Origin of the sequence: Paraburkholderia sp. FT54 (assembly GCF_031585635.1) — a bacterium.
GTDB lineage: Bacteria > Pseudomonadota > Gammaproteobacteria > Burkholderiales > Burkholderiaceae > Paraburkholderia.
The window spans coordinates 2,950,850-2,975,769 of record NZ_CP134195.1; the positions used below are offsets into that span (position 1 = coordinate 2,950,850).

17 protein-coding genes are annotated in these 24,920 nt (G+C 63.9%); 7 read left to right on the forward strand and 10 right to left on the reverse strand.

Annotated features, from left to right (window positions below; genetic code table 11):
* Nucleotides 1-25: 25 nt before the first annotated feature.
* Nucleotides 26-3,595 carry a DNA polymerase III subunit alpha gene (dnaE, locus tag RI103_RS13670; RefSeq protein ID WP_310812507.1) on the reverse strand — a complete coding sequence of 1,190 codons (3,570 nt, stop codon included), beginning with the start codon at nt 3,593-3,595 and terminating at the stop codon, nt 26-28.
* A 331-nt stretch (nt 3,596-3,926) separates the two neighbouring features.
* Here dnaE and RI103_RS13675 point away from each other — a divergent pair, with 331 nt between their 5' ends.
* Both RI103_RS13675 and gluQRS read left to right on the forward strand, forming a co-directional pair.
* Nucleotides 3,927-4,790, forward strand: a complete 864-nt coding sequence (locus RI103_RS13675; RefSeq protein WP_310812508.1) for a sulfurtransferase — start codon at nt 3,927-3,929, stop codon at nt 4,788-4,790.
* Nucleotides 4,791-4,817: 27 nt separating this feature from the next.
* Complete coding sequence (gluQRS, locus tag RI103_RS13680) at nt 4,818-5,708, forward strand: tRNA glutamyl-Q(34) synthetase GluQRS (RefSeq protein ID WP_310812509.1); 891 nt, start codon at nt 4,818-4,820, stop codon at nt 5,706-5,708.
* Between the two features lie 203 nt (nt 5,709-5,911).
* On the opposite strand, the gene RI103_RS13685 is transcribed toward gluQRS, so the two are convergent.
* The 6 genes from RI103_RS13685 to purT all read right to left on the reverse strand — a co-directional run bounded on the left by RI103_RS13685 (nt 5,912) and on the right by purT (nt 13,314).
* Nucleotides 5,912-7,378: a DEAD/DEAH box helicase gene (locus tag RI103_RS13685; protein ID WP_310812510.1), complete on the reverse strand. Its 1,467-nt coding sequence runs from the start codon at nt 7,376-7,378 to the stop codon at nt 5,912-5,914.
* Nucleotides 7,379-7,849: 471 nt separating this feature from the next.
* Nucleotides 7,850-9,286, reverse strand: a complete 1,437-nt coding sequence (locus RI103_RS13690) for an aldehyde dehydrogenase family protein (RefSeq protein ID WP_310812511.1) — start codon at nt 9,284-9,286, stop codon at nt 7,850-7,852.
* Between the two features lie 90 nt (nt 9,287-9,376).
* Complete coding sequence (locus tag RI103_RS13695; protein ID WP_310812512.1) at nt 9,377-11,029, reverse strand: acetolactate synthase large subunit; 1,653 nt, start codon at nt 11,027-11,029, stop codon at nt 9,377-9,379.
* 249 nt (nt 11,030-11,278) lie between these two features.
* Complete coding sequence (locus RI103_RS13700; protein WP_310812513.1) at nt 11,279-11,647, reverse strand: MliC family protein; 369 nt, start codon at nt 11,645-11,647, stop codon at nt 11,279-11,281.
* A gap of 92 nt (nt 11,648-11,739) precedes the next feature.
* Nucleotides 11,740-11,952 carry a DUF6726 family protein gene (locus tag RI103_RS13705; protein WP_310812514.1) on the reverse strand — a complete coding sequence of 71 codons (213 nt, stop codon included), beginning with the start codon at nt 11,950-11,952 and terminating at the stop codon, nt 11,740-11,742.
* Between the two features lie 147 nt (nt 11,953-12,099).
* Nucleotides 12,100-13,314, reverse strand: coding sequence for a formate-dependent phosphoribosylglycinamide formyltransferase (gene purT, locus RI103_RS13710; RefSeq protein ID WP_310812515.1), 1,215 nt, complete (start codon nt 13,312-13,314; stop codon nt 12,100-12,102).
* Nucleotides 13,315-13,553: 239 nt separating this feature from the next.
* Between purT and RI103_RS13715 the strand changes: the two genes are divergently transcribed.
* A complete protein-coding gene (locus tag RI103_RS13715; protein ID WP_310812516.1) occupies nt 13,554-14,093 on the forward strand; it encodes an META domain-containing protein in 540 nt (179 codons plus the stop codon).
* Between the two features lie 249 nt (nt 14,094-14,342).
* On the forward strand, nt 14,343-18,128 hold the full coding sequence (locus RI103_RS13720; RefSeq protein WP_310812517.1) for a DNA translocase FtsK: 3,786 nt from the start codon (nt 14,343-14,345) through the stop codon (nt 18,126-18,128).
* 120 nt (nt 18,129-18,248) lie between these two features.
* On the opposite strand, the gene RI103_RS13725 is transcribed toward RI103_RS13720, so the two are convergent.
* Complete coding sequence (locus RI103_RS13725) at nt 18,249-19,541, reverse strand: lactonase family protein (protein WP_310812518.1); 1,293 nt, start codon at nt 19,539-19,541, stop codon at nt 18,249-18,251.
* 231 nt (nt 19,542-19,772) lie between these two features.
* Between RI103_RS13725 and RI103_RS13730 the strand changes: the two genes are divergently transcribed.
* Nucleotides 19,773-19,925 carry a DUF3096 domain-containing protein gene (locus RI103_RS13730; RefSeq protein ID WP_007175701.1) on the forward strand — a complete coding sequence of 51 codons (153 nt, stop codon included), beginning with the start codon at nt 19,773-19,775 and terminating at the stop codon, nt 19,923-19,925.
* Nucleotides 19,926-20,181: 256 nt separating this feature from the next.
* On the opposite strand, the gene RI103_RS13735 is transcribed toward RI103_RS13730, so the two are convergent.
* Nucleotides 20,182-20,427 carry a hypothetical protein gene (locus tag RI103_RS13735; protein ID WP_310812519.1) on the reverse strand — a complete coding sequence of 82 codons (246 nt, stop codon included), beginning with the start codon at nt 20,425-20,427 and terminating at the stop codon, nt 20,182-20,184.
* A gap of 240 nt (nt 20,428-20,667) precedes the next feature.
* Here RI103_RS13735 and RI103_RS13740 point away from each other — a divergent pair, with 240 nt between their 5' ends.
* A complete protein-coding gene (locus tag RI103_RS13740; RefSeq protein WP_310812520.1) occupies nt 20,668-22,548 on the forward strand; it encodes a glycoside hydrolase family 15 protein in 1,881 nt (626 codons plus the stop codon).
* A gap of 180 nt (nt 22,549-22,728) precedes the next feature.
* The gene (locus RI103_RS13745; protein ID WP_310812521.1) at nt 22,729-24,006 is read left to right on the forward strand and encodes a polyhydroxyalkanoate depolymerase; all 1,278 of its coding nucleotides are present in this window, start codon (nt 22,729-22,731) and stop codon (nt 24,004-24,006) included.
* Nucleotides 24,007-24,099: 93 nt separating this feature from the next.
* Here the strand turns inward: RI103_RS13745 and RI103_RS13750 are convergent, their stop codons facing one another.
* Nucleotides 24,100-24,732, reverse strand: a complete 633-nt coding sequence (locus RI103_RS13750) for a TetR/AcrR family transcriptional regulator (protein ID WP_310812522.1) — start codon at nt 24,730-24,732, stop codon at nt 24,100-24,102.
* Nucleotides 24,733-24,920: the final 188 nt, after the last annotated feature.

Here is a 24,920-nt window from a genome sequence, read left to right on the forward strand (position 1 = left end):
ACCACCGGCGCGAGCAAATGCAAGATCAATAGACGATCTCGATCGAGCTTCCCGCGAACTCGCCGCGCAAGGCGGCCAGCAGTTCGTCGGTCGGCTTCACGCGCCATGCGTCGCCCAGACGCATTTCACCTTCCGCATTCTGGCTGCGATACACCACCTGCACGGCAAGCCCGTTCGGGATCTGTACGGCCTGACGCTGGCCACCGCCGCCATAGCCGCCACCATTTCGCCCGCCGCCGTTTCCACCACGCGATGAAGCCGCCGGCGCCGCTGCCGCTTGCGGTTCGTCCTTGCCCGCGCTATGCGCTTCGAGCACACGACGCAATGCCAGCGCGTCCGCATTGCCGTTCATCTGCACCTTCACCGCTTCGGCGTAACGGCAGCGCGCGCGGCCGAGATCCATGACCGTGTCGACTGTAAAGCGGATGCCGCCCGTGAACGCGTCGTTACGCGCCTGGCCTTGAACCACCAGCAGTTCGTCTTCCTTGAACAGCTGCTTGTGCGCTTCGAACGTCTCGTTGAAAACCGTGACTTCGCACTGGCCGGTGCCGTCGTCGAGGAGCGCGATCAGCATCTTGCCTCGCTGGGTCATCTGCGTGCGCAGCGATGCGATCACACCCGCGACCAGCTTGTCGCGGCCTTCCTTCAGCTCGCCGATCTTCTGGCGCACGAAGCGGCGCACTTCGCCCTTGTAGGCGTCGAACAGATGGCCAGACAGATAGAAGCCGAGCGCGGCCTTCTCTTCCTGCAGCTTTTTCTTTTCCGGCCACTCCGGCTCGTCGACCAGCTCGTGACCTTGCGAGGGCGCATCGCCCATGTCGAACAGACCCGCTTGCAGCGCGTTGGCGCTCGCCTGCTCGGCCGCTTCCATGGCGAGCGAGACCGAAGCGATCAGTTGGGCGCGATTCGCATGCAAGGTGTCGAAGGCGCCGGCGCGGATCAAGGCTTCAACCGTACGGCGGTTGACGATGCGGCGATCGACGCGGTTGCAGAAATCGAAGATGTCGATGAACGGACCTTCTTCACGCGCGCGCAGGATTTCTTCGATCGCGTTCTGGCCGCTGCCCTTGATCGCGCCGAGACCGTAGCGGATCGTTCTGGAACGTTTGCCGTCGGCTTCCGCCACCGGCTCGAAGCGGTACGCGGACAGATTAACGTCCGGCGGCAGCACCGCCATCTTGTTCGTCAGACAGTCTTCGAACAGGATCTTGACCTTGTCCGTGTCGTCCATGGCGAGCGACATATTCGCCGCCATGAATTCCGCCGGATGGTGCGCCTTCAGCCACGCGGTGTAATACGCGAGCAGCGCATACGCAGCCGCGTGCGACTTGTTGAAGCCGTAGCCCGCGAACTTCTCCATCAGGTCGAAGATTTCGTCGGCCTTCTCACTGGCCAGGCCGTTCTTCGCGGCGCCCTGGCGGAACAGCTCGCGATGCTCGGCCATTTCCTCGGCCTTCTTCTTACCCATCGCGCGACGCAGCAAGTCGGCGCCGCCCAGCGAGTAGCCGCCGATGATCTGCGCCATCTGCATGACCTGCTCCTGGTAGACCATGATGCCGTAGGTCTCTTTCAGAACAGATTCGACCCGCGGATCCGGATACTCGACCACTTCGCGGCCGTGCTTACGCGCGCAGAAGCTCGGGATCAGGTCCATTGGGCCCGGACGGTACAACGCGACCAGCGCGATGATGTCCTCGAAGCGGTCAGGCTGCGCGTCTTTCAGCATGCCTTGCATGCCGCGGCTTTCCAGCTGGAACACGGCGACCGTATTCGCTTTCTTGAGGATCGAGAACGACGCCGGATCGTCGAGCGGCACCTGCCCGAGCGACCAGTCCTGCTTCGACGGATCGAGGCGGCGGATATAGCGCTCGGCCCAATCGAGAATCGTCAGCGTGGTCAGACCCAAAAAGTCGAACTTCACGAGGCCGACGGCTTCGACGTCGTCCTTGTCGTACTGGCTCACGACGCCGCTTTCATCGCCCTGCGTATACAGCGGACAGAAATCGGTTAGCTTGCCGGGCGCGATCAGCACGCCGCCCGCGTGCATGCCGACGTTACGCGTCAGGCCTTCCACGCGCTGCGCGAGTTCGAGAAGTTGATGCACTTCGTCTTCGTTGTCGAAGCGCTCCTGCAGCAGCGGCTCTTCTTTCATCGCGTCCGCGATGGTGACGTGCTTGCCCGGCTTGAACGGAATCAGCTTGGCGATACCGTCCGTGAACATGTAGCCGAGATCGAGCACCCGGCCGATGTCGCGCACCGCCGCCTTTGCCGCCATCGTGCCGAAGGTGGCGATCTGCGACACCGCGTCCGCACCGTACTTTTCCTTCACGTACTGGATCACGCGATCGCGGCCGTGCTGGCAGAAGTCGATGTCGAAGTCGGGCATGGACACCCGCTCCGGATTCAGGAAACGTTCGAACAGCAGGTTGTAGCGCAACGGATCGAGGTCGGTCACGCCGAGCGCGTACGCGACCAGCGAACCCGCGCCCGAGCCCCGGCCCGGTCCGACGGGCACGCCGTTGTTCTTGGCCCAGTTGATGAAGTCCGCCACGATCAGGAAGTAGCCGGGAAAGCCCATCTTGATGATCGTGCCGCACTCGAATTCGAGGCGCTCGTAATACGTTGCTCGCTGCGCCGCACGCTCAGCTTCGTCCGGATATAACTGCTCGAGACGCTTCTCGAGGCCCTCTTTCGACAGAAGCACGAGGTAGTCGTCGAGCGACATGCCGTCGGGCGTCGGGAATAGCGGCAGCTTGGGCTTGCCGAGTTCGAGCGTGAGGTTGCAGCGCTTGGCGATTTCCACCGAATTGGCGAGCGCCGACGGAATGTCCGCGAACAGCGCAGCCATTTCTTCCTGGGTACGGAAGTACTGCTCGGACGTAAAACGCTTCGAGCGGCGCGGATTCGCCAGAATGTCGCCTTCGGAAATGCACACGCGCGCTTCGTGCGCGGTGAAGTCGTCCGGCGTCATGAACTGCATGGGATGCGTGGCGACCACCGGCAGTTTCAGCGACGCCGCGAGCGCAACCGCCTGCTGCACATACTGCTCGCCGCCCGGCAGACCACAGCGCTGCAACTCGATATAGAAGCCGCCCGGGAATACCTTCGCCCAATGCAACGCGTTACGTTTGGCCGCTTCTTCATTGCCCGCCGCGAGCGCGAGGCCGATGTCGCCCTGCTGCGCGCCGGACAGTGCAAGCAGCCCGACGCCCAGGCCGGATTCGAGCCAGCCGGCCTCGATTTCCGCGCGACCGCGATACTGATTGGTGAGCGACGCCTTGCTGAGCAGTTCGCACAGGTTCAGATAGCCGACCCGGTCTTTCACCAGCAGCAGCAAACGGGAAGGCTTGTCGCGGTCGTCCGGATTGGTGATCCAGACGTCGCAGCCGGCAATGGGTTTGACCCCTTTGCCACGGGCTTCCTTGTAGAAACGGACGAGGCCGAATGCGTTGCCCAGATCGGTGAGGGCGAGCGCGCCCTGGCCGTCTTTGGCGGCGGCCTTGACGATGTCGTCAAGACGCACGATGCCGTCGGCAATCGAAAATTCGGAGTGAACGCGGAGATGAACGAAGCGGGGATCTGACATGGGCGACATTGTAACTCCACCCTTCCGGAGTTTTCAGGCCAAAACCGCGCGTTAGCCGATCGGCTTAGGACGCACACGCGGGAGCCGCTTGCATAGGCGGTCCTGAGCTTGCGGTGCATGCGGATGGCCGCTCGCGCGGAGCGCGACCGACAGCAAGTTCGCGGACAATTTGCGCTACGGCAACCGGCTAGCCATTTGGCCGAGTCGGGCAAAGCGCCGGGTTGAGGGATAATACGGGTTTCGCTCTATTCGACGTGGCCGCGCCGCATGGCGTCTGAAGGCGGGCACCCCGCCGCGCCCGCTTTCCGCAAGGCCGGCCACTTCTTACTGCTGGACACTCATGAGTATCGTCAATCTCTCTTCGTATCAATTCGCGACTATCGAAGACACCGCCGCATGGCGCCCGTTCGTCACGGACCGCTGCAATGCGCTGGGCCTGAAGGGCACCGTTCTGCTCGCCCCGGAAGGCATCAACCTGTTCGTCGCCGGCACGCGTGAGAACACCGACGCCTTTATCGACTACATCCGCCACGACGCGCTGTTCGAAGGCAAGTTCGTGAATCTGCAGTTCAAGGAAAGCCTGTCGGACAAGCAGCCGTTCACCCGCATGCTGGTCAAGCTCAAGCGCGAGATCATCACGATGAAAAAGCCGGCCATTCGTCCTGAGCTTGGCCGCGCGCCGTTCGTCGACGCGCCGACACTGAAAAACTGGCTCGATCGCGGTCACGACGACCAGGGCCGTCCGGTCGCGATGCTCGACACGCGCAATGCGTTTGAAGTCGACGTCGGCACGTTCGACAACGCGCTCGACTACCGCATTACGAAATTCAGCGAGTTTCCCGAAGTGATCGAGCAGAATCGCGCCGACCTGGAAGGCAAGACGGTCGTGTCGTTCTGCACGGGAGGGATTCGCTGCGAAAAGGCCGCGATCCACATGAAGGAAGCCGGCATCGAGAACGTGTACCAGCTCGAAGGCGGCATTCTGAAATACTTCGAGGAAGTGGGCGGCGCGCATTATCACGGCGACTGCTTCGTGTTCGACTACCGCACCGCGCTCAATCCGCAACTGGAACCGAGCAAGACCACGCAATGCTTCGGCTGCCGCGCGGTGGTTCCGCCGGAAGCACAAGAATCGCCCATGTACGTGGCGGGCAAGACGTGTCCGGAATGCCATCCGGACAGCAAGGCAGCGCGCGCCGCGTGAGGCTGGTGAAGCAGCGGCCATCCAGTCATGACCTATCGCGGACGTTTCGCGCCCTCGCCCACCGGGCCGCTGCATTTCGGCTCGCTGGTGAGCGCGCTCGCGAGCTGGCTGGACGCGCTTGCGCATCGAGGCTCGTGGCTCGTTCGCATTGAAGACATCGACGGCCCGCGCACTGTGCCGGGCGCCGCCGAAGACATCCTTGCCACCCTTGAGCGCTTCGGCATGCATGCGGACGAACCGCCTGTCTGGCAAAGCAAGCGGATGGCGCGCTACCAGCAAGCTTTGGATCAGTTGAAGGTTGCCGGTCTGATCTATCCATGCGGCTGCACGCGCAAGGAAATCGCCGATTCGCTGCTCAACGCGCATGCGCGCAACACGACTCTCGCCTACCCCGGCACCTGCCGCGACGGCCTGCACGGCAAACCGGCGCGCGCATGGCGCCTGCGCGTGCCCGACGGCGACAGCGCGCTCATCACGTTCGAAGACCGCTGGCAGGGCAGGCAGACACAGAATCTGGCCACGGAAGTCGGCGATTTCGTGCTGAAACGCGCGGACGACCAATGGGCGTATCAACTGGCGGTGGTCGTCGACGACGCGGACACGGGCATCACGCACATCGTGCGCGGCGCGGATTTGATGGATTCAACGGCACGACAGATCTATTTGCAGCGCTGCCTGGGCGCGCCGACACCGGAGTATTTGCATGTGCCCGTCGTCACGAACGAACAGGGCGAAAAACTCAGCAAGCAGAACGGAGCCACGGCGCTGGATAACGACAAACCGCTCGAGGCACTGAGCGCGGCGGCACGGCATCTTGGACTGGAGTTGGATAGAGCTGCCGCCCATACGACGCTAGACGACTTTTATGCTGCAGCAACGGCGGCATGGGCAAAACGAATGGGCTTACCGGCAGCGTGAACGCGATTCGCGTCTCGAAGTGATCTCGCCGTGCGCGGCGTGCATTGCGCAGCCTGGCTGCGGCAACCGGCACACTTGGGCGGCGCGGGACGAGCTATTGCAGCGCCCCAAATTTGCCGCGTTTCAGGCGGCCCATCAGCCGAACGGGCGCAGCGCCGTCCGCGTGGCGAACCGAACCGAGCCGTGCCAGCAAACCAGGAAAATCAGGAAGACGACGACTTCCTCGGCATCCCGAACCCACCCAGCAGCGCTGCCAGCGGCTGCTTGGACGCCGCCTTTTGCGGCGCAGCGGAAGCAGCGGCTTCTTCGATCTTGCGAACCGAAGAAGGCGACGGCTCATAAGGCTTGAGGAAGAAATCATCCACAGGCTGCGCGCGATGATGATGCGGCCGGTCATGCGAACCCGACGACGCACCCGTGCGCCGGCGGCTGCCGCGGTCCTCACGACCTTCGCTGCTACGCTCGCGACGCGGCGCGCGCTCTTCATGGTGATGCCGAACCGGCGCTTCCACCGTCAGTCGTTGCACATCCAGCGGACGCTTGATCAGCTTCTCGATATCGGCAAGCTGCTTGCGCTCGTTCGGGCTGCACAGCGACAACGCATCGCCCGAAGCACCCGCGCGGCCGGTACGGCCGATCCGGTGCACGTAGTCTTCCGCATTGAACGGCAGATCGAAGTTGATCACCGCCGGCAGTTCCGCGATGTCCAGCCCGCGCGCGGCGACGTCAGTCGCCACCAGCGCTTCGATCTCGCCGCGCTTGAACGCGTCGAGCGCCTGCATCCGCTCATTCTGCGTGCGGTCGCCGTGAATCGCGGTTGCGACCACGCCGTCGCGCTCGAGGCTGCGCGCCAGACGGCTCGCGCCGATCTTGCTGTTGCAGAACACGATCACCTGCTTGAGACCGCGTTCACGAATCAGTTGCACGACCGCGCCGGTCTTGTCGCCCTCGGCGACTTCGTACACCACCTGCGTCACGTTGGTCGCGGTCGAGTTGCTGCGCGCGACTTCGATGGTCTGCGGGTTGCGCAGATACGTGGCGGCCAGCTTCTTGATTTCGCCCGAAAACGTGGCCGAAAACAGCAGCGTCTGGCGCTCTTTCGGCAGCAGGTTCAGGATGCGCTGCAGATCCGGCAGGAAGCCCATGTCGAGCATCCGGTCGGCTTCGTCGAGCACGAGGATCTGCACCTGGCCGAGATTGGCCGTTTTCTGTTGCACGTGATCGAGCAGGCGGCCCGGCGTGGCGATCAGAATCTCGACGCCGCGGCGCAGTTGCTCGGATTGCGGATTCATATCCACGCCGCCGAACACCACCGCGCTGCGCAGCGCCGTGTGCTTAGCGTACGCCTGCACGTTCGCGGCGACCTGGTCGGCCAGTTCGCGGGTCGGCGTGAGAATCAGCGCGCGCACCGGATGGCGCGCGGGCGAAGCGCTCGTGCTGGCCTGCGGCAGCAAGCGCTGGATGATCGGCAGCGAGAAGCTCGCGGTCTTGCCGGTGCCGGTCTGCGCGGCGCCCATCATGTCACGGCCGGCCAGCACGACGGGAATCGCCTGCTCCTGGATCGGCGTAGGGATGGTGTAGCCCGATTCTTTGACGGCTTTCAGGATGTCGGGCGCGAGGCCGAATTGATCAAAAGTCGCAGTGCTGGGCGTGACGGCTGTGTCGGACATGGTGGCTTTCGCTAAAAATGCGCTTGGCGCGTGCGCGCGGCAGCGGTCGGAACCGCAGAAGGCATTGTGATGAAGGCGGAGCCACGGCGTTCCGCACGGGACCCGTTGGTACTGTTAATACGGCGGGAAAAAATGCGGCCGGCTCCGGCCGGCGGAAACACCCGCCGGAAAGGCCGGTATTGTAGCACTTCAGCAAAAACACTCATGGCGCATGTGCCGGCTTTCTGCTTACGCCGGCGAAAGCCGATCGCCGACACGCCCCGCACCGGCCGACAAATCGCGGCAAAGCCGTGGCGCGCGTCGCTCGCAGCGTAGTTCGTGGAGACGACAGTTGCGTGACAGCGTGTCGGTTCGGCGCCACCGCGATCGGCGCGCCGTCCGGGTTGCGATCGTGCGGGCGGCGTTGGCGCGTCTCAGCCGTCTCGCGGCTACGTCGCGTCGCCGCCTCACCGATTCAAGCTCCCCGCCGCCTCACCACGTCTCGCGCATCACCATCAGCCGCATCTCGGTCATGTCCTCGATCGCGTAGCGCACGCCTTCACGCCCCAGCCCCGAGTCCTTCACGCCGCCATACGGCATGTTGTCGACCCGGAACGACGGCACGTCGTTGATCACCACGCCGCCGACGTCGAGTTCGTCCCACGCGCGATGCGCATGCGCGAGCGAATCCGTGAACACGCCCGCCTGCAGGCCGAAGTCGCTGTCGTTGACGGTCGCGAGCGCGGCGCCGAAATCGTCGAAGCGCTCCAGAATCGCGACCGGCCCGAAGGCCTCCTTGCGATACAGATCCGTGTCGCGTTTCACGCCTTCGAGCAGCGTCGCCTCGAACATCGCGCCATCGACCTTGCCGCCCGCGACGATTTTCGCGCCCGCCTGCACCGCGCTCTCCATCCAGCCGGCGAGGCGTTTGGACTCCGATTCCGAGATCATCGGTCCGACGAAGGTCTTCTCGTCTTTCGGATCGCCCATCACCAGCGACCTGGTCTTGGCGATCAGCTTCTCGCGCAACGCATCATAGACCTTCGCGTGGACCAGAATGCGTTGCACGCCGATGCAGCTCTGTCCCGATTGATAGAACGCGCCGAACGCCAGCCGGTCAACCACGTAGTCGAGCTTCTCGCTCTGATCGCCGTCGACGATCGCGGCCGCATTGCCGCCCAACTCCAGAATTACCTTCTTCTTGCCGGCTTTCTTTTTCAGGTCCCAACCCACCGCGGGCGAGCCGGTGAAGGACAGCAATTTGAAGCGCTCGTCCGTGGTAAACAGATCGGCACCGTCGCGATGCGCGGGAAGAATCGAGAATGCGCCTTTCGGCAAGTCGGTCTCCGCCAGAATCTCGCCCATGATAAGCGCGCCGACCGGCGTGCGGCTCGCCGGCTTCAACACGAAGGGCACACCCGCGGCGATGGCCGGCGCGACCTTGTGCGCGGTCAGGTTGAGCGGAAAATTGAATGGCGAAATAAACGAACACGGGCCGATCGGCACACGCTTTACATAGCCGTGATAGCCCTTGGCGCGCGGCGAAATCTCCAGGTTGACGATCTCACCGTCGATGCGCACCGCTTCCTCCGCGGCCACCTTGAACGTATCGATCAGACGCGTGACCTCGCCTTTCGAATCGTTGATCGGCTTGCCGGCTTCGATGCACAACGCGAGCGCCAGTTCGTCGTAGCGCTCGCGAAAGCGCTTCACGCAATGTTCGAGCACCGCCTGGCGCTTGAACGGGGGAAAGACGCGCAAGGCGGGCATGGCGTCGACGGCATGGCCGATCGCCTTGTCGATCGCGGTGGCGTCGGCCATCGCGACGCGGGTGGCGACTTCGCCGCTGAATTTATCGGTGACTTCGAGATCGGTGTTGGCGGCCACCGCAACGTTAGCGAGGTAGTACGGATAAGTCTTCTGCAACATGACGCGTCTCCTTGATCCGATGCCTGACAATAGAGAAGCTGCCAGCAAGGCCCATGCCCCGCGGCCGCTCCTGCGCCGTTCACTCGTGGTTCACAGTTGCGCCGAAAGCCGCTTGATTTCGCGATTCAGCACGCGCTCGTTGTCCGAATAGTCGATCGGCAAATCGATCACATGCACGCCGGGCGTCGCGAAACATTCGCGCAGCAACGGCGCGAACTCCGCCGCCGATTCGATGCGGTGCCCTTTCGCCCCGTAACTCTGCGCGTAATCGACGAAATCCGGATTGCTCAGCGTCATGCCGTAGTCCGGGAAGTTCATGTTTTCCTGCTTCCAGCGGATCATGCCGAACGCGTCGTCGCGCAATATCAGGATCACCAGATCCAGCTTCAGACGCACTGCCGTTTCCAGTTCCTGCGAATTCATCATGAAACCGCCGTCGCCGCACACGGCCATGACCTTGCGGTCCGGGTGCACGATTTTGGTGGCGATCGCGGACGGCAAGCCGGCGCCCATCGACGCCAGCGCATTGTCGAGCAGCAGCGAATTCGGTTCGTGCGCGCGGTAGTAGCGGGCGAACCAGATCTTGTACATGCCGTTGTCCAGACACACGATGCCGTCGACCGGCGTGGTCTCGTACACGTCGTTGACGATCCGCACCGGGTACATGGGAAAGCGGTCGTCGTGCTGGCCTTTGACGAGATGCGCTTCGAAGTGCTCCTTGATCTCCTTGAAGCGCGTGAAGTCCCAATGCTCCTGCCGCTCCTTGAGACTTTCCTTGAGTTGCCACACGGCGTTGGCGATATCGCCGACCACTTCGATCTGCGGGAAGTACACCGTATCCACTTCCGCGCCGAGGAAGTTGACGTGAATCACCGTCTTCTCGCCGGCCTCGCCGCTGCGCATGAAAAACGGCGGCTTCTCGATCACGTCGTGACCCACGTTGATGATGCAGTCCGCGTGGTCGATCGCGCGGTGCACGAAGTCGCCGTCGGAGAGCGTCGCGTTGCCGAGCCACATGGGATGCGATTCGTCGATCACGCCTTTGCCCATCTGCGTCGTGAAGAACGGAATGCCGATCTGGTCGACGAACTCGCGCAGCATCTTGGTCGTGGTCTTGCGATTGCCGCCCGCGCCGATCATCAATAGCGGATGTTTCGCGCCGGTGATCGCCTCGACCGCGCGCGCGACGGCTTTTTCCTCGGCCACGGGACGGCGGCTATAGCTCTTCGGAATCGGCTTACCGTCACCCTCTTCATGCGCGACGTCTTCGGGCAATTCCAGGTGCGTGGCGCCTGGCCGCTCTTCTTCCGCCTGACGGACCGCCTCGCGCACCGCCGCCGGAATATTCGCGATCGACACGATCTGCCGCGTGTATTTGGTGAGCGGCTCCATCATGCGCACCACGTCGACGATCTGGAAATGCCCCTGCTTGCTCGACTTGATCGGCTTTTGCCCGGTGACCATCAGCATCGGCATGCCGCCGAGTTGCGCGTACGCCGCGGCGGTCACGAAGTTGGTCGCGCCCGGCCCGAGGGTGGCCAGACACACGCCCGTGCGGCCGGTGAGTCGGCCGTACGTGGCCGCCATGAAGCCGGCCGCCTGTTCGTGACGCGTGAGGATCAGACGGATCTTCGAGCGGCGCAGCGATTCGAGCAGATCGAGATTTTCTTCACCGGGAATGCCGAACACGTACTCGACATTTTCGGCTTCCAGCGATTTGACGAACAGGTCCGATGCTTTCATGAAAGGTCTCGCTTGATGATACGGACGCGGGCCGTGACCCCACCAGCGGGGCCCGGAAACGGACGATCGACAACGACGACGACCACGCCCGGCATGCTTCGATGTCATGACGCGACGGCGCGGCGGCGAATGCCATGCGGGACAGCTTACTACTCGGATGGAAACGGTGTGCGCCGGTGGGCAACGCGGCGAAGCGGCAGGCGGACAAGACAAGCGGCGGCATGGGAAGGGCAAGTCGCCGCATCGCGCTCAGCGATTGATGGTGATGCAGTCGGAGAGCATGGGCGGCGCGTTTTCGCCGGCCGTTGCGTCATACAGGTCGGCGCGCGGCCCCTTGGTCCACCATGTGTAGCTGCCGGCCTGATATTTCGCGCCGGACGCTGAAAGCGTGTTGACGAACAGCAGTTGCTTGCCCTTCACCGGCACGAGCGCGAAGCTCTGGCCGTTCGCCGTGTTCCAGTACGTGACGTGCAAAATCTTGCCGGTCGCGCAGGTGTACTTGTGCGTCTGACGGTTCTTGGCCTGAATCTCGGAGAACTGCAAAGGCGCGGCCCATGCATTGCCGCACAGCGCAGCGAGGGCCGCCGCCGCGGTGACTACAACAAGCCATTTGTTCATGAGATGCCTCGATCGTTGCGGCAATTCGACAAGGGCGGCGCGCCGCACATTGCACCTCGCGCTGCGGCTCAAAACGGACGACAACGGATCGGTTATGGATCGATCACGTCGGCGCACGCGTCGGTCGGCGCGGCGGCCACGTGCCCGACTAGCGGCACGATCTTCAAGCCTGCCGATGCAACCCGGCACGGCGCAGCCGCAAGGCCGCATCCCGTCAAGCCGGCGGACAGCGCCAGCAGCACGCCGAGTGCGCCGAGCCGGCGGACACGACCGCGCCGCGCGGTGTTGCGGATTTCCAGCGCCATAGGTACTTCTACTCCGATGAGCTCGACCAGCCCAAAAACATTCAGATTGCGCGCGCGGCGATCGTGCCGGGGGTGCGAGAGTCGGGCGACTCACGACGGTTCGCTACAGCGACAGCTGCAGCGATTCCCGGTGCGCCACGCCGCCACTTACTTCGCCGACACGGGGTGCACCGCCGCCGCGGCCTGTCTGGCACGCGAGCGCGCTTCGTCCGTATTCTCGCCGGTGGCAAGCGCCACACCCATGCGGCGCTTGACGAAACTCTCCGGCTTGCCGAACAGACGCAGGTCCGCGTCCGGCACCGCCAACGCCGCGGCGACGCCTTCGAAGGCAATGCCGGCCTCGTCGAGCCCGCCGTAAATCACCGCCGACGCACCCGGCGCCCGCAGGGACGTATCCACCGGCAAACCGAGGATTGCGCGCGCGTGCAATTCGAATTCCGAAAAGCGCTGCGAGCACAACGTGACGAGCCCCGTGTCGTGCGGACGCGGACTGACTTCCGAAAACCATACGTCATCGCCGCGCACGAAAAGTTCCACGCCGAACAGGCCTCGCCCGCCCAGCGCGGCCGTCACCTTGTGCGCGACTTCGCGCGAGCGTTCGAGCGCGAGCGGGCTCATGGGCTGCGGCTGCCACGATTCGACGTAGTCGCCCGCCACCTGGATGTGGCCGATGGGGTCGCAGAAACAGGTGCTGACTTCGCCGCTCGCCGGGTCGATGGCACGCACGGTCAACTGCGTGATTTCATATTCGAAGTCGATGAACCCTTCGACGATCACGCGACCATGATTCACCCGGCCGCCGGCCATGGCGTATTGCCAGGCGGATTCGACGTCGGCGTCGCTCCTGAGCACCGACTGCCCCTTGCCCGACGACGACATGACCGGCTTCACCACGCACGGATAGCCGACTTTGGCGATGCCCGCGCGCAGTTCGTCGAGCGAATCGGCGAACGCGTATGGCGAGGTCGGCAAGCCGAGTTCTTCAGCGGCGAGACGGCGGATGCCCTCGCGGTTCATGGTGAGCTGCGTGGCGCGCGCGGTCGGGATCACTTCGGCGAGACCATCGCTTTCGATGGCGGCGAGCGCGTCGGTTGCGATCGCTTCGATCTCGGGGACGATCAGGTGCGGACGTTCCTGCTCGACCAGCGCGCGCAACGCGGCGCGGTCGGTCATGTCGATCACGTGCGCGCGGTGCGCCACCTGGTGGCCCGGCGCATTCGGGTAACGGTCGACGGCGATCACTTCGACGCCCAGCCGCTGCAGCGCGATGATCACTTCCTTGCCGAGCTCGCCGGCGCCGAGCAGCATGACACGCGTGGCGGATTCAGAAAGGGGCGTGCCGATCCGTTGGCCGATCTGCATGAGGTCTCCAGATAAAAGTCGGATGAGGGTGGGATTGGGTGGAACACGATGTTAACATGCGAGCCCCTCGCCGCGCCTTACTCGCGGCGGCCGCATCCTGATCCGCGCGTGAAGGGCAACGGCGGCGCGCAAGGGCGCCGCGGCGCTCCGAATGAGCGCTCCACTTGCCAATGCTCTCGCGTGCGGCGAGCTTAGTGCGTTACCCTTACGCCTTCGCCAGTTTGAAGAGGAACGACGCCATGCTCCAAAGCTCCTCCGCGCGACGTGTTGCGCGCTTCACCCCGTATCTGCGCACCGCCATCGCCGCGTTGAGCCTCGCCGCGCTGTTGAGCGCCTGCGCGATCCCGAAACATCCCGACTCGGAAGCGGCCGCGCCCGATCCATTCAATCCCGCCGCCACGCAATTGCTCGACGACACCAGTTGGGTGCTGAGCGCCTGGAAACAGGCCGACGGCACGGCGCGCGCGATTCCGTCCGCGGACCAGGGTGCGCCGATCACGCTCGCGCTCTCCACGTCGGCCGGTCAGCGCCACGCCAGCGGCTTCTCCGGCTGCAACCGCTACATGGGCTCGTACGCACTGAAAGACGGCAAGCTGAGCTTCGGCACGCTGGGCGGCACGCGCATGGCGTGCATGACGCCGGGTGGACAGATCGAAGGCGCGTATCTCAATGCACTGACGCACATCGACCGCACCGGCGTGCAGATGCGCGCGCCACAGCAGATGCAACTGGTGCTCGACAACGGCGACACGCTGACCTTCGACCGCAGCACGAAATGAGCGAGTCGCGCAGCGCGCGGTCGATGCCCAGGCGCGCCCGCAAGCGAAGCGGGCCGCGAACGGGACGGTCTGCATGACGGGTGAAGGCTGTCTCGACAGCCGTTGTTTTTCACCGACGTCAGACCGCGCGCCGGTCTGCTTTCCAATTGGACGCAAGCATACTTGCGACTGCCTTCGAAGCATCGGGCTTCGCCGGTTTAAACTCGACGGATTGCGTTTCTACGCGTCCGTCATTCGTTGATGTCTAGTATGCACACGGTAGTTTTCGGCTGGTTCGGCGGGTCTGCCGTCTGGTTCATTCCTCTTTTGTGGCGCCTCGTGAAGTCGGCATTGCCGGGCGGCGCGGGTCTGCGCGGCCCCGGCACGATCCGGCTGTGGCTCGGCTTCGTCTGCGTGCTGGTGGCGAGCTGCACACTCGAGGCGTCGCTGATCGGCGTGGCCGGCGTGGATGGCTTCGGGCATGCGCTGGCCGCGGGCTTCGGCCATCTGCTTGGGCATATCGGCACGCCCCTGGCGGCGCTCGCGTTGTTTTTGATCAGCCTGCCCTGGCTCATCGACTTCCGCTGGCGCGACTTCGCCGCATGGGCCGACGGCGCGTTCGGCCTCGGCCTGTCGCGCGGCCTCGCCAAACGCGACGAGGAGGCACGCCGTCATCGCAGCGTCGACGACGGTTTGCCGTCGCACGTTTCGCCGGCCCCCAATACGATGGCGCCCAAAACCAACGGACGTTATGCGCGCCCGACAGTCTGGCGGCCGCCGGCGCGCGGACGCGATGCGGCGGCCGGCGCTGCGGCGAGCGCTGCGGCGAGCGCGGCGAGCAAGGATGCGGCGGCGCGTGGCGTCGGGGCGAACTGGCGCGCCGGCGCGGCAACGCCGCGCCGCACGGCACAGGCTGAGCCGGTGCTGCGCACGGGCGCCGCGACGACACCGCCGCGACACGTGCCGATGCAGACGCAACCACTCAAAACGGACAAGGCTGCATGGATGCCGGCTGAACCCGTCGCGCCGGCTGGCTGGCTGCGCGAGTCCGGGCAGCGCACGAACGCGCCGGGAGCGGGATCGATGGCGGGACCGGGTGCGTCCGGTGCCGTGGCTCGCGATGGCGCGTCGCAGGTTGGACGTCGCTCGGCTGGGCAGCAGCGGCCGGCGGGATCGTTAGGGATCGGTGCGGGTTTGGCAGCCGGTGCTGCCTTCGCTCCGGGTGCGGCGGCTGCGGCGGGTATGGCGGCTAAAGCGGGTGCGGCAGCTAAAGCGGCTCATGCGGCAGGGCATGCCACAGCGACGACGCCTGCCGTGTCGGACGCGCGCTCTCACGCCGCTGCGCGTTCCGCAGGGAACGCCGCGACAGGCGTGGGTCGTCCTTCGACGATGGCTCAAGGCACGGCGACCCCGGCGGCTTCCGTCAATCGCGCGCCGGCGCCCCGGCAAGCCTTCTCGCCTGCCCCGCGTTCGAACGATGCCATGCCGCCGCCGGCAACGCGCCAGCCGGCGCCGAGTTACACGCGGCCGATGGCTACGACGCAGAAAGTCACGCCGCCCGCCAGTGTCCAGGAGACGCTTCGCAGCATCGCGGAAAACGCCGCGCGTTGGACTGACATTGCGGGTGTCAGCCTCGCGCGCAGCACCGGCGCGGAAAACGCGAAGGTGATGAGTGCGCCGGACGCCGCGCCGTCGGTCGAGGCTGAGCGGTCGAGTGTGGATGTGCCGCGAGCAGATCCGGTTGAAACCGCGCAGGCGCCTGGCGAGCCTACGGACCATTCAGAAGCCATCGCACCGAAAGTCGCCGAGCAGACGACTGCACCGGCAATCGCAGAACACGTCGACGAAGCCGCACCGCTTGTCGAACCACAACCGGCCGCGCCAGCGCCGGCCGCTCAAGTCGTGATCGATAAAACGCTCGCGCCTTGGGAAGCCGAACGCGATGCGGTACTAGCTCAACACGCGGCTTCGTCATCGAGTGCGCCGGCTGTCAGCAGCGTCGTCGAGTCGAGCGAGGCCGTGTCGACGCGTGACGTCACACCAACGTCGACCGTCGCTCGCCTTGGCGAATCCACAGCGCGGGTTGAAACGGAAACGGCGGACTCCTCTGCGTTCCCGGACGCGGCTGGAGCGTCGAGCTCGTCAAATGCCGCGCACGCGGAAGACGTAGCCACCGCAGTGCCGCCGCAAAACCTCACGCCGCGCGTTTCCGATTCGTCAAACGCCGCGCACGCGGTCAACATAACCAGCGCAGCACCGTCGCAACCCGTCACCCCGCAAGCATCGAACGTGGTTCGCTTTCCGGGCTTCGCAATTCAGACTGCGCCCGTGACGTCCGACGTCATTGCCGACGAACCCGTCGCCGTCGAAGACAGTACAAACGAAGCCGCCATCCCTCCACCGGCATCGCTAGCACCACTGGCACCGCCCGCACCGGCGCTATCGGCACCTTACACACCCGTGGCCCCATCCACGGAGCCCGCCGAACCTACCGAACCCGCCGCCCAACCACGCCCACCCGTGCGCGGCCACAGCCCCACCAACGGCTTCGAGTTCCGCGCGCCCGCCGCGTCGATGGTCGAATTGCCCACGCTCGACCTGCTCGCGCCCGCGGACATCGACGTCGAACCGGTCTCCGAAGAAAAGCTCATCGAAACCGGTCTGCTGATCGAACAGCGTCTGCAGGAATTCAAGGTGCCGGTCACCGTCGTCGGCGCGTCGGCCGGCCCGGTCATCACGCGCTTCGAAGTCGAGCCGGCGCTCGGCGTGCGCGGCAGTCAGATCGTCGGTTTGATGAAGGATCTGTCGCGCGGCCTCGGTCTCACGTCCATCCGCGTGGTCGAGACGATTCCCGGCAAGACCTGCATGGGCCTCGAACTGCCGAACGCCAAGCGCCAGACAATCCGCCTGTCCGAGATCCTCGAAGCCAGCGTTTATCAGAACTCGCATTCGCAGTTGACGCTCGCCATGGGCAAGGACATCACCGGCCATCCGGTGGTCGCCGATCTGGCCAAGGCGCCGCATATGCTGGTCGCGGGCACGACCGGTTCGGGCAAGTCGGTGGCGATCAACGCGATGATCTGCTCGCTGCTCTACAAGGCGACGCCCGAAGAAGTCCGCCTCATCATGATCGACCCGAAGATGCTGGAGCTGTCAGTCTACGAAGGCATTCCGCATCTGCTCGCGCCAGTCGTCACCGACATGAAGCTCGCGGCCAACGCGCTGAACTGGTGTGTCGGCGAAATGGAAAAGCGCTACCGCCTGATGTCGGCGGTCGGCGTGCGCAACCTGGCCGGCTTCAATCAGAAAATCCGCGACACCGAAGCCAGAGGCAAGAAACTCGGCAATCCGTTCTCGCTGACGCCGGAAGCGCCCGAGCCGCTCGCGCCGCTGCCGCTGATCGTGGTCGTGATCGACGAACTCGCCGACCTGATGATGGTGGCCGGCAAGAAAATCGAAGAGCTGATCGCGCGCCTCGCGCAAAAGGCGCGCGCCGCCGGCATCCATCTGATTCTGGCGACGCAGCGTCCTTCGGTGGATGTGATCACCGGCCTCATCAAGGCGAACATTCCGACGCGTGTGGCGTTCCAGGTGTCGTCGAAGATCGACTCGCGCACGATTCTCGATCAGATGGGCGCCGAGTCGCTGCTCGGCCAGGGCGACATGCTGTTCCTGCCGCCCGGCACCGGTTATCCGCAACGGGTGCACGGCGCGTTCGTCGCCGACGAGGAAGTGCATCGGATCGTCGAGTACCTGAAGCAGTTCGGCGAGCCGCAGTACGAGGAAGGCATTCTCGACGGCCCGGCCACCGATGGCGGCGCGGCGCAAGACCTGTTCGGCGAATCGCCGGATGCGGAAGCCGATCCGCTCTACGACGAAGCCGTCGCCTTCGTCGTGCGTACGCGGCGCGCGTCGATCTCGTCGGTGCAGCGGCAGTTGCGCATCGGCTATAACCGCGCGGCGCGTCTCGTCGAGCAGATGGAAACGGCAGGCCTCGTGTCCGCGATGGGCATCAACGGCAGCCGCGAAGTGCTCGCGCCTGGGCCGGCGGAATAAGCGACTATTGCCGGCCATCGCCGGAGCAAACCCACCCGTCGCAAAAAAATGGGCCGCCTGAAAACAGCGGCCCATTTTTTCATCCAGCGCGCGCCGTTACGTCACGCGCTTCGTTTTCACTCACGACGGCGAGACCAGCTTGAAATCCACCGGCGAGCCGAGCTCGAAACGCTTCGGATTCGCTTCGAGCAGACCGCTCTGCTGATCGCGCTTGAACACGTACACGGTATCGCTGTTCTGATTGCCGACGATCAGCCAGTTGCCGGTCGGGTCGATCGCGAATTCACGCGGCGACTTGCCCATGCTCGACTGATGGCCGATCTTCTTCAGGTGCCCGTTGGTTGGGTCGACCGAAAAGATCACGATGTCGTTCGCGTCGCCGCGATTGGTGGCGTACAGAAAGCGTCCGTCCGGCGACAGATGAATCGCCGCCGCGCCCACTGGGCCCTTGAAGCCCGGCTCGGTCAACGGCAGCGTCTGCACCTGCGTGAGCTTGCCCTCGTTGTAATTGAACGTGCTGACCGTGGCGGCCATTTCGCTGGTCAGATACGCATGCTTGCCATCGGCGCCGAACACCAGATGCCGCGGACCCGAGCCGGCCTTCTCCTGGTTGTAGCGCCAGTCGGTCGGGCCGAACAGGCCGCGGCTGCCGTCAGGCGTGTAGCGGTACGAGTACAGCTTGTCCGCGCCGAGATCCTGCGCGAACAGATAGTGGCCGTCCGGCGAGAACACGGTGGAGTGAACGTGCGAGTTGTCCTGACGGCCCTTCACCGGACCGCCGCCTTCGTGATGCACCGTGAGCACCGACGGGCCGACCTGGCCGTCGGCCTGCAACGGGAACACCGCGAAGCTGCCGCCCGGATCGGCCGCCACCGAGTAGTTCGCGGTCAGCAAATATTTGCCGTCCGGCGACAGGCTCAGATAGCACGGATCGTTACCGTCGGAGGAGACCTTGTTGAGGAACGTGAGCTGGCCGCTCGCGGCATCGAAACGAAACGCGCTGATGCCGCCGCGCTGGGTGGCCGGGCCGTTGTCGCCAGGTTGTTCGTTGACGGCGTAGACGAAGCGGCGGTCGCGGCTTACCACCAGGTAAGACGGGTTGACGGTCTGCACGACCGAGACGCGCGTCGCCTCACCGGTCTTCGTGTCGAAGCGATAGACATACAGGCCTTCGCTTTTGGGACCTGTATACGTGCCGACCAGCATGTCATAGATGCCGTCGGCGGGAACCGGGCCGGAATCTTGCGCAAACGCCTGCGAAGCAACAATCGAGACCATGAGCACGAAACCTTTTATTATCGAGCGGGCAGAGCGCAATGAAGCACACTGCGCCGCGCGCCATGAGGTGGGATCAGCAGAAGGCAAGCGGGAATCTGCAACGGCACACATCGCGGCCCGGTGACGACGAAGCATATGACCTCCTGGACATCGGTTATTAGGTTGAGTCGGTTGTCATGGTGTCTCTGGTCTGCCGCGCAATCGGTCGAGCGTTGTTCTTATCGAAGGAAGTATAAAAGCGTTGTGTCGGATCATGCAGCTAATCCGGCGACCGGCATCCGGTCAGACGGCAAGCGGCAGCATGAGCAGCAATTGTCCCGCCTGACGGGGCGTTTTTCCAATCGCGTCTCACACTACGGAGTCTTCATGAACGTCACACTCAGCCTGGGCCCGCTGGTTTCGTTGATCGCCGGTATTCTGATTCTCGTCATGCCGCGCCTGTTGAACTACATCGTCGCGCTCTATCTGATCATCATCGGCATCATTGGGATCTTCGGCGTGGGGTCGTCGCACTTCTGAGCGGCGGCGGCAAGCGCGCACGCGAGCATGGCACGCATGACCGGGCGCAGTGCCGGCCCGGCGCCGTCCCGCATCACGACAGAACGCGAGGCGCGCCGAAGCGTCACGCGCCGATGGCCGTGAAGTTCGAGGCAAGCGATAAAACCGGACGGCGCGGTGAAGCAGTGCGTCCTCGCCCGAAGCACCGGGGAGCGTGTGGCCAGTGCGCGCCTAGTGCGGCGCAGCAACCATCCGGCGTGCGCGCAAGTGCGGCCGGTCAGCCGTTCGAAAGCTGGTCGAGACGCAGGCGTCCCTGCAACGACAGCGCGCCGACGGCATAATGGCCGTCGCCTTCCTGATAACGCCGGAAGCAGGCCCGTTCGACCAGAAAGGAAGCGGCGGCCAGCATGCCGTTGCGGCTCAGGCCCAGCCGGCTTGGATCGAGCGGCAACATCGAATCTTCGGCAAGTTCGCTGGCGGCCGAGAGAATCGTGATGCAATCGGATTTCGACGGGTTCAGCATAGCTTTGGTCCTCGGAAACGGCGTGTTGATGCGCCATGGGCGGGGCCGGTTCATAATCCGGAAAGCTCCGGGCGTCGGCATGAAATCTGATTGTAGGCATTGATTTGACAATTACCAACTCGCATTTTGCTGCGTTGCGTGATGAACCAAAGCGCATCGCGCAAGTCCGGTAACAACGACGACACTTCAACGACACCACGCGCGGCGCTGGTTGCCACGCTTCATACTGACCCGCTCCCCATGCCAGCACTCATCGAAGACTATGCGCTCATCGGCGACGGCCACACGGCCGCGCTCGTCTCCCGCGAAGGTTCCGTCGACTGGCTCTGCTGGCCGCGCTTCGATTCCGGCGCCTGCTTCGCCGCCCTGCTCGGCACGCCCGAGAACGGCCGCTGGCTGATCTCGCCCGTCTCGGACACGCCGCCCACCGTCACCCGCCGTTATCGCGGCGAGACGCTGATCCTCGAAACCGACTTCGAGACGCCCGAGGGCGCCATCACGCTGATCGATTTCATGCCGCCGGGCAACGGCTGGTCGGAAATGGTGCGGCTCGTCGTCGGCAAACGCGGCACCGTGCGCATGAGAATGGAACTGGTCCTGCGCTTCGATTACGGGTTCTCGGTGCCGTGGGTCGATCGCCTGAAGCACGACAGCGGCATCAAGGCGATCGTCGGACCGGATACCGCGGTGTTGCGCACGCCAGTCGAGTTGCGCGGCGAAGACATGAAGACGGTCGCCGAGTTCACCGTCAGCGAAGGCGAACGCGTGCCGTTTTCGCTCGCCTACTCGCCCTCGCATCTGCGCATTCCACCGGCGCGCGATCCGCACACCTCGCTTGCGCGCACCGAGAATCACTGGCTCGAATGGTCGGCGCGCAGCACGGTGGAAGGGCGCTGGGCAGAACCGATCCGCCGTTCGCTCATTACGCTGAAGGCGCTCGCCTACGAACCCACCGGCGGCATCGTCGCCGCGCCCACCACTTCACTGCCCGAGCAACTCGGCGGCACGCGCAACTGGGACTACCGCTACTGCTGGCTGCGCGACGCCACGATCACGCTGCTCGCAATGATGCGTGGCGGCTATTACGACGAAGCACGCGCGTGGCGCACGTGGCTCGGTCGCGTGATGGCCGGCGCGCCGGATCAGTTGCAGATCATGTATGGCATCGCGGGCGAGCGGCGCTTGCCCGAATTCGAAATCGACTGGCTGCCCGGCTATCAGGACGCGAAACCGGTGCGGATTGGCAACAACGCGGTCGGCCAACGCCAGCTCGACGTCTACGGCGAAGTGATGAACGCGCTGCATCTCGCGCGCGTCGGCGGTCTGCAGGCGGACGACACCGCTTGGAACGTGCAGCGCGCGCTGCTCGCCCATCTCGACACGATCTGGCAGGAAGCCGACGAAGGCATCTGGGAAACGCGCGGCGGCCGTCAACATTTCACCTTCTCGAAGGTGATGGCGTGGGTCGCCTACGACCGCGCGATCAAGTCGGCGGAAATGTTCAAGCTCGACGGCCCACTCGACGAATGGCGCGCCACCCGCGCGCAAATCCACGCGGAAGTCTGCGAGAAGGCATGGAATCCCGCGCTCAATGCGTTCTCGCAGTGCTATGGCACCGACCAGCTCGACGCGAGTGTGCTGCTGATGCCGCTGGTCGCGTTCCTGCCGCCGAACGATCCGCGCGTCAAAGGCACCGTCGCGGCGATCGAGCGGGATCTGATGCGCGACGGCTTCGTGATGCGCTATCGCACCACTGAATACGACGACGGCTTGCCGCCAGGAGAAGGCACGTTTCTAGCTTGTTCGTTCTGGATGGTGGACAACCTGGCGCTGCAAGGCCGCCTCGACGAAGCGATCGCGATGTACGAACGGCTGCTCGCGCTCTGCAACGATGTGGGTTTGCTCGCGGAAGAGTACGATCCTGCTGCGAAACGGCTGGTCGGCAATTTTCCGCAGGCGTTTTCGCATGTGGCGCTCGTGCACACCGGCCTGAACCTGATGAAACATGAACAGGCGATGGCGCAAGCGACCGGGCAACCGCCCCATGACGGCACCGGAGGAACGGAACTTGATGCTGCTGCAACCCCCGATAGCGGCGCGGCAACATCGCCAGTAGCATGATTTAATGACACTTTGCGGGCTGGTCGCCCGTAAAATGCTGCATTGCACAAATACGCTTTGTTCGATATGATCGACTAGACTGTCGGCCGAAAAACAATGTGCCCACAACCAAATTGGCCCGCCGCAACGCCTCGCGCGTGTTTGCGAAGCCCCATGCGAACCGCTTAAAACGGAGCACCCATGCTCTACCAACTGCACGAATTCCAGCGGGCGATGTTGAGCCCCCTTACCGCCTGGGCCCAGGCCGCGTCGAAATCCTTCGCGAATCCCGCCAGCCCTCTGGCCTACGTGCCGGGCGCCACGCGCCTCTCAGCCGGTTACGAACTACTCTACCGGCTTGGTAAAGATTACGAGAAGCCTGAGTTCAATCTTCACCAGATTGTCAAAGACGGTCATAACATTCCGATCATTGAACAGACGATCATCGAGAAGCCGTTTTGCCGCCTGATGCGCTTCAAGCGTTTCGCCGACGACAGCGACGCTGTTATCCAATTGAAAGATGAACCGGTCGTGCTGGTGTGCGCACCGTTGTCAGGACACCACGCCACGCTGCTGCGCGACACCGTGCGCACGTTGCTGCAAGACCACAAGGTTTACCTGACCGACTGGATCGACGCTCGCATGGTGCCGCTCGAAGCCGGCGAGTTTCATCTGGACGACTACGTCGCCTACATTCAGGAATTCATCCGCCATATCGGCGCGAAGAATCTGCACGTGATCTCAGTGTGTCAGCCGACCGTGCCGGTGCTCGCCGCCATTTCGTTGCTGGCGAGCCGCGGCGAAGACACGCCGCGCACCATGACGATGATGGGTGGCCCGATCGACGCGCGCAAGAGCCCGACTTCGGTCAACTCGCTCGCCACGCAGCACTCGTACGAGTGGTTCGATAACAACGTGATCTTCACGGTGCCGCCGAATTATCCGGGCGTGGGCCGTAAGGTTTACCCGGGCTTTTTGCAGCACACCGGTTTTGTGGCGATGAATCCGGAACGGCATGCGGCGTCGCATTGGGATTTCTACCAGAGCCTGCTGCGCGGCGACGAAGACGACGCGGAAGCGCACCGCCGCTTCTACGACGAGTACAACGCCGTGCTCGACATGGACGCGAACTATTACCTCGACACGATCCGCGTGGTGTTCCAGGAATTCCGCCTTGCCGAAGGCACGTGGGACGTTTCCGGCGAACGGGTGAAGCCGCAGGACATCACGAAGACCGCGCTCTTCACGATCGAAGGCGAACTGGACGATATCTCCGGCGACGGCCAGACCTTTGCCGCGCATGAGCTGTGCACGGGCATTCCGGAAGAGCACAAGCGTCACTTCACCGCGGAAAAGTGCGGACACTACGGCATTTTCTCGGGACGCCGCTGGCGCACCATAATCTATCCGCAGCTGCGCGACTTCATCCTCGAGCACAACAAGACGGCGAAGGTAGCGAAGGAAAAAATCGAAGCCTGAACTTCGCACGCGCAGTCGACAACAACGGCCTCTTCGGAGGCCGTTGTCGTTTATGAGGATCCCGAAGCCTCACTGCGCGGATTGCGACGCAGCCTACTTCCGCAACAGATACGCGAGCAGCAACTCAGTGTTCATCTGAATGACTTCACTGCGCTCGCTCGCGCCGCTGAAATCGCGGCCGAGCGTGGCTTCGAGCGTGAAGCGGTTCGACACGATGTAATAGCCCATGCCGGACAGCGTGACATAGAAGCGCAGCGGATCGACGTTGGTGCGAAATAGCCCCGCGCGTTGTCCTCGCTCGAGAATGCCGGCAAGCGTGGCGACGATCGGCGAGATCATTTCGCGGATGCGCGTCGACTTCTGCATATAGCGTGCTTCATGCAGATTCTCATTGTTGATGAGACGCAGCAACTCGGGATGATCGCGGTAGTAATCCCAAACAAAATGCGCGAGACGTGTGACGGCCTCGACCGGGGCGATGCCATTGAGTTCGAGCGTACGCTCCGCTTCATTGAGCGCGCTGAACGCGTGCTCGAGTACCGCGGTAAAAAGCTGCTCCTTGCTACCGAAGTAGTAGTAGAGCATGCGCTCATTCGTTTCCGCTCGGCGGGCGATCTGATCGACGCGCGCGCCGAATAGCCCACCATTTGCAAACTCTTCGGCCGCCGCAAGCAGAATGCGGCGCCGTGTGCCTTCAGGATCTCTTTTGATTTTCGGCTGATTCATGGTGGCATCGTCTTCGTGAGCCGCGTTATCCGGATCGCACCGCCGGCCTCTCCTCGGGCCTTGCACCGACGGCACTGAACGGGCTGGTTGGGGGAATACCCTTCTGCGGTCTTTCGAAAAAAGCGCTTTGATTATGGCACATGGATTGCGGATGGCAATTGGGGAAATCGGTGATAATGTGCTATTTA